Origin of the sequence: Leptospira sarikeiensis (genome assembly GCF_004769615.1) — a bacterium.
Classification (GTDB): Bacteria; Spirochaetota; Leptospiria; order Leptospirales; family Leptospiraceae; genus Leptospira_B; species Leptospira_B sarikeiensis.
This window is the reverse complement of the sequence record NZ_RQGF01000026.1, coordinates 17,599-28,719: the sequence shown is the minus strand read 5'-3', so window position 1 is coordinate 28,719 and position 11,121 is coordinate 17,599. Positions and strand designations below refer to the sequence as shown.

Below are 11,121 nucleotides of genomic sequence, written 5' to 3'. Positions count from 1 at the left end.
AATTATGAGTTCTCAGAAAGGAAAATACGGGACTTCTATTTTTTCGGATGGTTTGGAAGATTGGATCCATTCGGAGCTTGTGCAGAGGCCTTATGATTGGATGCTTGAGCTGGAAAAAAAAGCAGCGGAGGACAAGTTTCCAGTACTAAGCCCTGCGTCTGGTTCCGTTCTTTCTTTTCTGATTTCCTCTTGGGATCCTGATTTTGTATTAGAGCTTGGAACTGGATATGGAGTCTCTTTAGTTTGGATTTTATCTTCCCTCTCCAAAAACGCAAAGATCAAAACTGTGGATCGTGAACTTGATTTTATACAGACCGCAAGGTCTTATCTGGAGAAATTAGGCCCCGAGATCGAAAGGGTGGAATTTTTGAATGCGGATTGTTCTCTGGCAGCTCTCGAATTTTTGGATTCTCCCATTTCGGATAGAAAAGAGTTCTTATTTGTGGATTGTGATAAGATCAAATATCCGGAAATTTTAGAAATGATATTGGAGAAGGGGAAGCACCGCAACCTGAGAGTTGTTTATGACAATGTTCTATGGCATGGAAGGATCGCAGATCCTCAAAACCAGGCTCCTTCCGATCAGGCTGTCAGAAAATTATGGACCTTAGCCAAAAGTTCTAAGATTAAATACACCTTATTCCCTGTTGGTGACGGAATATTATGTTTCGATTTTAATCAATAAAAAGCTTGTTCCCTTCTTCCTGATTGTGTTATATTACCGCGAAGGGTCGATCACATGACAAAAATTTCTTTCCCTCGGACCTTAGCTCTATTCGCAAGCTTGGTCCTAATCTCGTACGGTGTGTCTGCACAAAATAAACCAGCAAATAACGATGGTAAGGGAGCTGCTTTATCTGCGGCAGAAGATCCTAAATACCAGGGAGATTATTTGGAGGAATTCCATTTTGCCAGAACCTTGGATTCCACTCAAAATAAGATCAAAAACGATCTAGGCGCTTTGGAAGTGGTAGTAAAAAATTTCGGATCTCAGGTGCAGAACTCCCAACAGGACTTCGACACTATCTGGAAAAAATACAACGAAGCGTATCGTTATTCTTTAATGCGTAAATACGTAGTTGCCGGTCGCAAGATGAAGGAAACTGAAGACGAGACTAATAAGTTATACAATAAGTTCTCCGATCTGTATAATCAAAAGGTAGATCAACTTCTTGGAGAATGCGCGGACGCAATCGTTTCTATCGAGCAAAAACAAGGCCCTGGAGCGGCTGCGAAATATGCAGGTAGAGAAATTTCTCAAAACCAACATAAACTTCAGATCGCTTATTATCAGTTTATCCAGGCTGAAAAAATGAGAAGGGACTCTCGTTATAAGGATAGTCTCATGCATCTTAGGATCGCGAAGGAATACGGGATCTCTATTCTGAGCAAACTGAAAACGGAAGAAGAGAGTAAGAATATCCGGGAAAAATATAAAGTAGATCTGAGCGATAACCGGAATATGGTATTCGCCGAATCTAAACTCTAAGTTTCTTTCCGGATCCTGAAATTAATTTCTGGATTCCTTGACGTATCAACTGGGGATACCAGGCTATGCCTGATATCCTCGGAGAAATAAATTTCCATTCGTGATACGAAAAATTTTCTTATATCTTCTCTTCTTCATTTGTTCCATCCCAAGTCTTGCGCAAGAAATCCCTAAAAAAACCTACAATATCATCATAGATCCGGGGCATGGCGGATTGGACCTCAAACCGAAGGAAGAGCATGGAGATAAATATGATCCGATCTCTAATAAATATCTAGAGCCTTATAAAGCGGGAGCTCAGACAAAATCCAGACGTGAAAGCGAAGTGGTCTTGTCTCTTGCAAAAGAAGTAAAAGAGATCCTTGACTTGACTAAAACTCAGGAAGGATTTGAAACATTCCGTTCTCATGCAAAAAAATTCACGAGCGATCCCTTGCCTTGGATCCGTATCGATTCGGATCTCACTCGAGAAGAAACAGCAAAGGAAGAAGGTGCGGATCTTAGTTCGGATCCTAATGCATTCTATAGGCTTTATGATTATCCTGATAAAAAGACGGGAAAGATAAAACCGGGTAGGATCTCTAGGATCAATGCCGCGAGACCGTATCTTGTCGTATCTCTACATTTGAATCCTAGTTGGAAAGGTCATCCGGGAGGAATGGCTGCAGTACTTACTCCTTCTTATCGTACCTTCTATAATTTGAGAAAAATTTCGGAAGGTAAATCCTCTAAATCTTTTGAAGAAGGGCCTTGGAACGAATGGATGCGCTTTAAGATGGAATGGTCCAGATTAGAGAATGCAGTCGCGGATGCTTGGATCTATTTTAACGGTTACTGGCCTAATAAATCCGGAAAAAAAACGGACCTATCTAATTTCGAAGGTTATCGCCAAAACATGGTTAGTTGGAAATATGCGGACCCTTCCGGTTGGGTTGAAAAGGCGAAAGAAGGAGGTCCGGGACCTTATGCCAAGAAACATCCGGAATATTCCGCTAAAGGTAAATTTTGGGATAGAGAAAGAGCAGAACCGGAACTTTGGAGAAGGGAAGACGGATTAGAAGGATTCGGTGGAGATAATCATTACGCCGCTGCAGAATTAATGAGATTTGTACAATACGGTCTAAAAAATTTTCCAAGCCAAGAAGAGGAACTTAGTAACCCGGGGCCGATCAACGATCCGTATATTTCCACATATAGCCTCCCTACATTTATCAATGCAATTTCCGCTTATTTAGAGATTGGTTATATAGATAAAGAAAAAGATATGAAGATCCTTACTCAAAGAAGGAAGGATACCGCAATTAGTATAGCAGTCGGTATTTATTCTTTGTTCCATGGTATTAAGATAAAATCTGCCGATTCTACTTATATCCCCAAGGGAAAAAAGATCGATTGGGCACGTTACGAAAATTTAAAAGAAGGAAATTATTTTAGATTAGTAAGAGATGAGTAAAGTAGGTTGTTGAGAAATATTTTTAATTCTTTAGGTGGAACCATAGAGGTCTCAACATCAAAAATAAACATACTAAACTCATCATTAAAACGACAACCCCGATAAATTTTATTCTATAAATCGTGCTTGAGTCCGCCGCTGCAAGTTTTGCAATTTCTGTTTGTTCTCCATTAACAATCCAGTTTTGAACTGCGGAAGTGCGAAAAATGCGCAAATAGCTATAATAAGCCAAGGCAGCACTTAAGCAAAAAAGCTCAATACTAGCTATAATAGTATATATCATTTGATCTTCCAAAATTAAATTTTCCAATTTCCAGAATACTTAGCAAGGGTTTTCTTTTCCGTTCTATACCGTTTTCATTCAAGCGTTTCTGACCTCTCTTGAGTAAAATGATTGAATGAATCGTAAGAGATATTTATATTTACTCGTTCTTGCAGTTGTTGTGATCGTTTTTTGGAATTTAATCTCTATTCCAGAAGATCATTTCAAAAAGCAGATTGGAGAGCCTGTTCAATTTCATTATAACGAGGAAATCGAAAAAGTAAAGGACTCCAAAGATCTATCCGAACTAGGGATCCAAACATCGTTTACAGATGTTCCCGCTCAAGACGAGATCTTACTTCAAGAAAATTTAGGAAGAGCCTTTGTGGCTTCGATGGATGGATTTATCTGGATCCTGGATTTACAGAAAAATAAGGCGGAGCAGTTCGTCAAAGCTCCATTGATGCCGGGCGGAATGGTCTCTCATCCTAAAGATCCGGATCTGATCTATTTTTGTGCATCCAGGGGAAAAAAGGATGATCCGGTAGACCCGAGTGGTCCCGGTATCTATGAATTAAAAATATCTAATAAAACGATCCGTAAAATTTCTACTCGGGTCCCGATAATCCCGAAAACTCCTGATCAAAATATAACGAGTTCTTTCGGAAAATTATATTCGAACGGAAAAGGGCCTAAACTTCGTTTTTCGGAAATGAATGATTCGAATAGCCGTCTTATAGAAAAAGCGGATGATTTAGCGATCAGTAGGGACGGAGAGCGCATATATTTTACTGAACCGTATGATCATGCAGGTGCAATTTTAGGTGTGAGCGATCAATCTAGGAATGAAGCATTAACCTTGGGGCAAAACGGTAATGTTTGGAAGTTGGATTTGAAAGAAAATACTGCGAGTCTCGTAGCGTATGATTATGCTTATGTGGATGGGATCTTGTTGGAATACCCGCCCGGCCAAAATATCGAAACTTCCATTCTACTGAACGAAGTATCTAAGTTTCGACTTTTGCGTCTACATTTGTCAGGTCAAAATTCAGGAAAAGACGAGGTCGCGATAGACGGGTTGCCTGGATTTCCGGATGGGATGGATCGTGATCCTCAAGGAAGAGTTTGGGTAGCATTAGTTTTTGAAAGATCCAAACTAGTGACTTGGCTTCATAGTCATCCATTCTGGAAGAATATCGTGTTGTATATCCCACAAAGATTTCAGCCGGTCTCTAGAAAATCCGGACTGTTGCTCCTTTCAGAAGATGGCAAAAAACCTTTATATTATGGAATACATAACGGTTCTATTTTTTCCACTTTGATCGTTGTGATCCCTGGAAAGGAAAAAGTATTCTTATCCGTTTATGAAAAAGGATATAAGGGGATTAATACTATCCCATATCCTTTATAATCTGAGTATTTCATAAAAACAGAATGTTCTCTTGAAAGAGCATTCTGTTTTAAGTCAATTTGTCTCTATGGAACCAGGATCACCTTCCCAATATTTTGTCTGGATTCTATATATTGATGCGCTTCTCCGACTTGATCGAACTTAAAAACCTTGTCCACATGAGGATTGATCCATCCTTCTTTTTGACCTGACAATAGAATGTCGGCCCAGATCCTGACTTTTTTCTTTTCATGCCAGAGTCTTGCCATATTAACACCGAATACTCCTTTATTGCTTAATAAAAATTGAAATGGGTGAAAGATCGGAGTTTGGAATAACATTTTTAATTTTTGGAATGTGCCACCCAATCCCGGTTCGGTAACTACGGACAAACCGAAAAGTCCTACTCTTCCGGTGCTACTTACTGACTGATAACTTTGTTTCAAATTTTTTCCACCGATAGGATCTAAGACCAAATCAACTCCTCTTCCGTTAGTTAATTTCATCAACTCGTCTTTCCAATTTTGATTACGATAGTCTATCGCATATTTTAAGCCTTTTTTCTTTAGGAATTCATGTTTTCTTTGGCTTGCAGTTCCGAATGTTTCTGCGCCGATATGATTAGATATTTCTAACGCAGCGAGGCCGACTCCTCCTCCTACATTATGGATCAGTACTGTTTCGTGGGATTGTAAACTTCCCATTGCAGATAGTATAAGATATGCAGTGAGGTAATTCACAGGAAAAGCTGCGGCTTGTTCGAATGACATCGTGGGAGGTTTTTCAAAAACTTGATCTATCGGTACGATTACTTGCTCCGCTTGGCCTTTATATTTTGTGATAGCTAATACTTCTTTACCTAACCAAGAAGGATCGATTCCGGAAGAAATTTTATCTATGATACCTGACACTTCATATCCCATTACGCAAGGATAGGGTGGTGCATCCGGATAAACTCCCATTCTGGTCATGATATCTGCGAAATTTAATCCTGAGGCTTTTACGGAAATTCTCACTTCTCCCGAACTTGGTAGTAAATCCGCTACCTCCAATACTTTCAGGACCTGAGGCCCTCCTTTTTTAGTGATTACGATTTGTCTCATTCAACTCTCCGATCTTTCGTCTTCATTATTTGAAAAAGTATCATAATTATTTCGGTTTCCGCTTGAACGAATCCGGTAAAACGAAAAAAACATATCTCCGAAACCTTTCATGGATTTTACTTCGAACGGAATTCTATATTTAATGAATGGTCGTGTGTTGTTTGCAACGAACGCGATGCAAACGGATTTTCATGTTCATTATGCAGCAACTCTTGCGATCTCTTTAAAAGAAAATATTCAGATAGAAACTGAGAACGGAAAAGAGGAATATAGGGTAGCCTTAGTAGGCCCGAATACGTATCATAGAACTGTCTCTCCAGGTAAGGAGATGGTTGCCCTACTGATAGATCCTGAAACATACGAATACTCTTCCATTTCAGAATACGCGGAGATGGGAAAGGTAAAACGATTAGATGTGTCGGAATTCCAACACTTGATAGAGAGACTTTGGGATCTATATTACGGCAAATTAAAAGACCAGGAAGTTTGGGATCTACATTTAGATCTTTTACGTTCTGTTTACCCTTTTCAAAAACTTACCAAATCCATAGATGAGAGGATCATACAGATTGCCGAGATGATCCGTAAGGAAATTCCCGATAGTATTCGAATGAAAGAAATTGGTAAACATTTCTCGGTGTCTGAAGATAGACTGATCCGTCTTTTTAAAGAGAATCTGGGGATCCCTCTTCGAAGATACTTATTATGGGTTCGGATACTTGAGTCTGCAAAACTTCTGAAAGAAGGTAAAAATCTGACCGAGGCTGCCCACGCTGCAGGATTTTCGGATTCCGCTCATTTCACTAGAACGTTTAAGGAGAATTTCGGATTTGTGCCTTCTCTCTTTTTTGGGCATTTAAAATCGATTGAGCTTAGATTTTGTGAAATCGAATAGTTTATCTAATTAAAAAAAAGATCCACACCGGAATCATTCAAGCCTTAGACTCCCAATTCTGTTACTCTTTTGTTAGGAACGAAGAGAAACATATGCCTATAGAAAATCGAAAGGGAATCCTATCTAAACTTTCTTCTAAGATCTCCAGATATAATTCCAGCTCAATCAAGATACCGAGTAAAGAAGAGAAGGAAGGCTTTTTAAAAGCACAACGATTAGCGTATCAATGCGTAACGGAAGTCGAAAAAGAAATACGGGAAGGTTGGACGGAAAAACAAGCCGCAAAACGAATGGATATGTTTTTGCGAGATCATGGAGTTAAAGTTTTTCTACATCGCCCATTTGCATGGTTCGGAGAACACGCAAGATTTGATGGTTATAAAAGATTCACACAGTTTCACCCGAGCAAACGTATATTAAAAGAAAACGAATCTTTCATTTTGGATGTGTCACCCGTTGTAGACGGTTATATCGGGGACATCGGATATTCTTCTTCACTTACTCAAAATTCAGAATTGGATTCCGGAATGAGATATCTTATGAAATTAAGATCAGAGATCCCTAAGTATTTTGCATCTTCTATGAGTTCTTCAGAAATTTGGTGGAAGATAGATCAGGACGCAAAACAAAGCGGATTCGATAATGTACATTCTTTGTACCCATTTGCAGTATTGGGACATCGAGTATATAAAGTGCATCTTCCTAAAATTTCTTTTCCATTACTGCCAATCAGTTTTGCAAGTTGGTTTAGCTTGCAAGGATCCTTTGAATTTTTATCCCATAAGGTTTTGCCAGAACTATTAACTCCGGACCATGAGGGAGAAAAAATAGGACTTTGGGCGATCGAACCTCACCTAGGAAGAGGAAAAACCGGATTCAAATTCGAAGAGATATTAGTGGTAGAAAAAGATAAGGTATATTGGTTGGACGAAGAAGTCCCGCATGTAAAAAAATACGGAGAACTAAGGGAAATCGCGTGAATAAAAATAATAAATTTATAATATATATAATTCTCCTATATTGTATCGGTTGTAATTCAGGAAAGATTAAAATAGGAGAGTCCTATACCCTGGGAGAAGTTCCTGCATCTATATCGGAGGTAAAGGCTCAACAAGATCCATTTTTAAACGGTCTTCAGGTGGAAATGAAAGACCTTCCAGGGCATGATGATTTGATCTTTGACCCGAAAAACAAGAACGCATACGCTTCCGGTATGGACGGTTGGATCTGGAAATTGGATTTTCAATCCGAAAAAGCACAACAATGGGTTAAACCTCCTGTTAATCCGGCCGGAATGAGATTTGCAGACAAAAATAAGGAACGGATCCTCGTATGCTCGTCACGCCTAGGAGGAGAATCTTATACTGAAAAAAATCGAGTAGGGTTATATGAAGTCCATGTGAACTCTAAAAATGTTACTCCGATTCTATTAGACTTACCTAAAATACAAAAGGAAGAATTCGAAAAAGTTTACACTGATTCGGAAAGGCCTACATACAAGATTGATGAACTGAATACTTCGAATTCTCGTCCTTTTTCATTATGTAATGATCTCGCGATTTCTGACGATGGAAATAGGATCTATATCACCGAACCGTTTGAAAGAGAAGATGCCGCAATGGGAAGTGGCGCGGTTCCGGAAGCGATCGGACTTTATCCTCATGGAAAGCTATGGATGTATGATCGCGAAAAAAGAACGATATCACTTATCCTCAGCGGGTTCACATTTGTGGACGGGATACTGATCGACACATCGGGAAAGAACGACGAAGAGTCTGTTGTATTTACTGAGACTACCAAGTTTAGGATCATAAAGGCTTATATAAGCGGATCAAAACAAGGAACGTCGGAAGTCCTACTAGAGAATTTGCCAGGTCTTGCAGACGGATTAGAAAGAGATGAGCAAGGAAGGATTTGGGTGGGGATCATTAAAAAAAGATCGGGACTTGTTAATTTTGTGCATCGTAACCCTTGGCTAAAGACCTTCATTCTATCCATTCCCCAAAAAATATTACCTATCTCGCATAATACAGGTTTGTTGGTGTTGGATCAAAAAGGAGAAAAACCTCTTTATTATTATATGCACGATGGTTCTAAGATCAGGGATATTTCCGTCTCGGTCCCTTTTGCAGGAAGAGCGTATTTTCCTTCCTTCGATAAAAATTCCAGGGGTTTGTATTCATTATCGATCTCTTCTTTGGGGATGAAGGAATAGAATATTAACTATTTATAAAATATGGGCGATTCCTCGCTATGCTCGGACCGGGCTACTCCGGCCTCGGGCTTCGCCCTCGTCTCTTCGAGACTAAAGGCCTACGTATCCCTATCGCGGGAGAATGCAGTCGTGCTCGAAGTGTCTCTGAAACTAAGCGGAAATATTGCTCAGGAATCTTTAATGGACTTCGACTGCGAGAAGGGTCACATCGTCTTGAAAGCCTCTTGGGCCTACAAAAATTTGAAGTTCCGAAATAAGTCCTTCTGCGACTTCTCGAAGTCCTACATCTTTACTTAATAATGAGAGTACTCTATTCTCTCCGAATTCCCTTTTTTCTTGGTCGAATTCCTCGAAAATCCCATCCGAGAAGAAAAATATCCTATTTCCAGGTCTTAAGGAAACTTTTACGTTTTTATAAGTAGCTTCCTTTTTTAATCCGATGATTGGACCTCTGGAGTATAGATAATCCGCTTCTTCTTGTTTTTGTTTTAGGACTTGGGGAGGATGACCCGCGGAAGAATAATAAAGAGTGTTATTATTCAGATCTATATCCGCCAAAACCGCAGAGAAAATGATGTTAATACTTCTATATTTCTGACAGCAGGCTTTATTCAACAATTCTAATACTTTGGAAGGTTCTTCCTTCGTGAATTTTAGGCTTTCGAATTCCGCCTTAATCGTCATGGTCAATAAGGCTGCTTGCACTCCATGGCCGGTCGCATCCACTAAAAATAATCTGAAATAACCGGGTTCTAATTCGAATACATCGTAATAATCTCCTCCTATCTCGGACATAGGAAGATAATACGGATGAATAGAGACCTTTTTATCATTTAGGTCTAAAGTAGGAAGTGTCTTCTGTTGCAATTTTTTAGCTAAAGATAAATCCCCGCGCAGTAGTTTTAAGGATTCGTTTAGGTTTTCCGTTCTTTCTACTACGATCTGTTCTAGATTTATATTCAGTTTTTTTAATTCCTCTCCTAGATCTTCCGCCAACAGAAATCCTTTGGAAAATCTGGATGCGAGCAGCACACATTGGGAAAGAACAAGAGCCAAAACCCCATACGGAACAAGATAAAAAGAATCTATAAATTTATTCAGATAGAGTATATCATTTGCGACTGTGATCAGGTTAACCAGCAGACTGAAAAAACAGATCCTTGCTCCATCTATCGCTTGGAAAGACATAAATGCTAATCTGAAAAACAAATAGGCTAAAACCGCTATCATTTGGATTTCAAGCGCATTAACAAAGAAAGAATGGGTGTAGATCTTTGTCGGTAAGATCACAGCTGAAAGCACTAAAGGTATACTTAAGTAAAATATAATATTTAAGAATTTGTCTTTTTTTAGTTGGTCCTTGAACACCGATTGAACGTATAAGATCGTTCCCGGAAGAAGTAAAAAAAGAAAAAGTAACTCACCTCGAACGGCAAACTCGTAATTTTGAAAGATCGGAAATACGTTAAAGAAGATCCTTTCTCCGTAAAAAGCGACTCGTAAGGCGATACAAAGGCATAGGATCGCGAAAAATAGAGCAGAAGGATCCCTTCTTCTCATTAAATAGAAAGTAAAATGATATAGGGACATTACGAACAAAGTCCCGAACGTGATAGAGTCGAGCATTGTTGCTCTTAAGGAAAGTTGTTGGATCTCCGAATTGGAGCCTAAACGGATCGAGTTCCAAATTCCGGAACCGTTCGAATACCTATAATTCGCTACATGTAGTACGATCTCAAGTTCCGAGCCAGGTGAAATAAAGCTGAATACTCCTGGATGGTAGCCAGAATTTGAACTAGACTCATCATTTCCAATGGACCCTCCTCTTGAAATCTCCTTGCCATTAATAAATAAAACATATGAGGAACTGATGGAAGCGATCTTGACGCTTAGTTGAGAACCTGATCCTGGCAAAAGGATCTTTGCGCGGTAACTTGCGAATCCGTAGCTTGGATACTTTGTAGGAACATTTCTTCCCTTATCCCATTTAGCGGGCACTTTGATATAGGTTTTGGAAGGATCTAGTTTTGTATCGTTTTCTTTTGTTAAAAGAGAGTTCCAATAAAATTCCCAATCCCCGTCTAAACTAACACTCCCGTCCGTTTGAAAGTCCCAATTTCTGAGATCAAGAACGCCTTGGATCACTCTTGGGTTTTCTTTGACGGGTTGGCAGGCAAATAGAACGAGTAGAAGTACCGATGAGGAAAAATATCGTATGATCCTACTCATATTTAAAGGGGAATGTCTAACGCCGACGTGTCAGAAATTTCAATGAACTTAGCCGAGCCCGAGTTTTCCGATAGCTAAAAACAAA

Annotated in this window: 10 protein-coding genes; 7 read left to right on the top strand and 3 right to left on the bottom strand. The window is 39.4% G+C overall.

The genetic code is table 11. The features are described 5' to 3' along the window. Positions 1-4: 4 nt before the first annotated feature. From EHQ64_RS10370 to EHQ64_RS10360, 3 genes are all read left to right on the top strand, one after another. The gene (locus tag EHQ64_RS10370; protein ID WP_135649419.1) at positions 5-685 is read left to right on the top strand and encodes an O-methyltransferase; all 681 of its coding nucleotides are present in this window, start codon (positions 5-7) and stop codon (positions 683-685) included. 54 nt (positions 686-739) lie between these two features. Then, positions 740-1,489 carry a hypothetical protein gene (locus EHQ64_RS10365; protein ID WP_135649418.1) on the top strand — a complete coding sequence of 250 codons (750 nt, stop codon included), beginning with the start codon at positions 740-742 and terminating at the stop codon, positions 1,487-1,489. Between the two features lie 100 nt (positions 1,490-1,589). Beyond that, on the top strand, positions 1,590-2,942 hold the full coding sequence (locus EHQ64_RS10360; RefSeq protein WP_135649417.1) for an N-acetylmuramoyl-L-alanine amidase: 1,353 nt from the start codon (positions 1,590-1,592) through the stop codon (positions 2,940-2,942). A gap of 22 nt (positions 2,943-2,964) precedes the next feature. Here EHQ64_RS10360 and EHQ64_RS10355 read toward each other — a convergent pair whose 3' ends face one another. Next, positions 2,965-3,252 (bottom strand): hypothetical protein, encoded by a 288-nt coding sequence (locus tag EHQ64_RS10355; protein WP_135649416.1) that lies wholly within the window; start codon positions 3,250-3,252, stop codon positions 2,965-2,967. An 88-nt stretch (positions 3,253-3,340) separates the two neighbouring features. On the opposite strand from EHQ64_RS10355, the gene EHQ64_RS10350 reads away from it, so the two are divergent. Next, entirely contained in the window at positions 3,341-4,615 is a 1,275-nt protein-coding gene (locus EHQ64_RS10350; RefSeq protein ID WP_135649415.1) for an SMP-30/gluconolactonase/LRE family protein, read from the top strand. 65 nt (positions 4,616-4,680) lie between these two features. On the opposite strand, the gene EHQ64_RS10345 is transcribed toward EHQ64_RS10350, so the two are convergent. Beyond that, positions 4,681-5,697: a zinc-binding dehydrogenase gene (locus tag EHQ64_RS10345; protein ID WP_135649414.1), complete on the bottom strand. Its 1,017-nt coding sequence runs from the start codon at positions 5,695-5,697 to the stop codon at positions 4,681-4,683. A 109-nt stretch (positions 5,698-5,806) separates the two neighbouring features. On the opposite strand from EHQ64_RS10345, the gene EHQ64_RS10340 reads away from it, so the two are divergent. The 3 genes from EHQ64_RS10340 to EHQ64_RS10330 all read left to right on the top strand — a co-directional run bounded on the left by EHQ64_RS10340 (position 5,807) and on the right by EHQ64_RS10330 (position 8,807). After that, entirely contained in the window at positions 5,807-6,592 is a 786-nt protein-coding gene (locus tag EHQ64_RS10340) for a helix-turn-helix transcriptional regulator (RefSeq protein ID WP_210410843.1), read from the top strand. A gap of 92 nt (positions 6,593-6,684) precedes the next feature. Further along, positions 6,685-7,572: a M24 family metallopeptidase gene (locus tag EHQ64_RS10335; protein WP_135649413.1), complete on the top strand. Its 888-nt coding sequence runs from the start codon at positions 6,685-6,687 to the stop codon at positions 7,570-7,572. Then, positions 7,569-8,807, top strand: a complete 1,239-nt coding sequence (locus EHQ64_RS10330) for an SMP-30/gluconolactonase/LRE family protein (RefSeq protein ID WP_135649412.1) — start codon at positions 7,569-7,571, stop codon at positions 8,805-8,807. The genes EHQ64_RS10335 and EHQ64_RS10330 overlap by 4 nt, the downstream gene beginning before the upstream one ends. A gap of 177 nt (positions 8,808-8,984) precedes the next feature. Here EHQ64_RS10330 and EHQ64_RS10325 read toward each other — a convergent pair whose 3' ends face one another. Continuing rightward, a complete protein-coding gene (locus EHQ64_RS10325; protein ID WP_135649411.1) occupies positions 8,985-11,036 on the bottom strand; it encodes a SpoIIE family protein phosphatase in 2,052 nt (683 codons plus the stop codon). Positions 11,037-11,121: the final 85 nt, after the last annotated feature.

Excerpts from the sequence above, each read along its gene's own strand:
- EHQ64_RS10370 (WP_135649419.1), top strand. The coding sequence starts at position 5 with ATGAGTTCTCAGAAAGGAAAATACGGGACTTCTATTTTTTCGGATGGT.
- EHQ64_RS10365 (WP_135649418.1), top strand. The coding sequence starts at position 740 with ATGACAAAAATTTCTTTCCCTCGGACCTTAGCTCTATTCGCAAGCTTG.
- EHQ64_RS10350 (WP_135649415.1), top strand. The coding sequence starts at position 3,341 with ATGAATCGTAAGAGATATTTATATTTACTCGTTCTTGCAGTTGTTGTG.
- EHQ64_RS10345 (WP_135649414.1), bottom strand. The coding sequence starts at position 5,697 with ATGAGACAAATCGTAATCACTAAAAAAGGAGGGCCTCAGGTCCTGAAA.
- EHQ64_RS10340 (WP_210410843.1), top strand. The coding sequence starts at position 5,807 with ATGGATTTTACTTCGAACGGAATTCTATATTTAATGAATGGTCGTGTG.
- EHQ64_RS10335 (WP_135649413.1), top strand. The coding sequence starts at position 6,685 with ATGCCTATAGAAAATCGAAAGGGAATCCTATCTAAACTTTCTTCTAAG.
- EHQ64_RS10325 (WP_135649411.1), bottom strand. The coding sequence starts at position 11,036 with ATGAGTAGGATCATACGATATTTTTCCTCATCGGTACTTCTACTCGTT.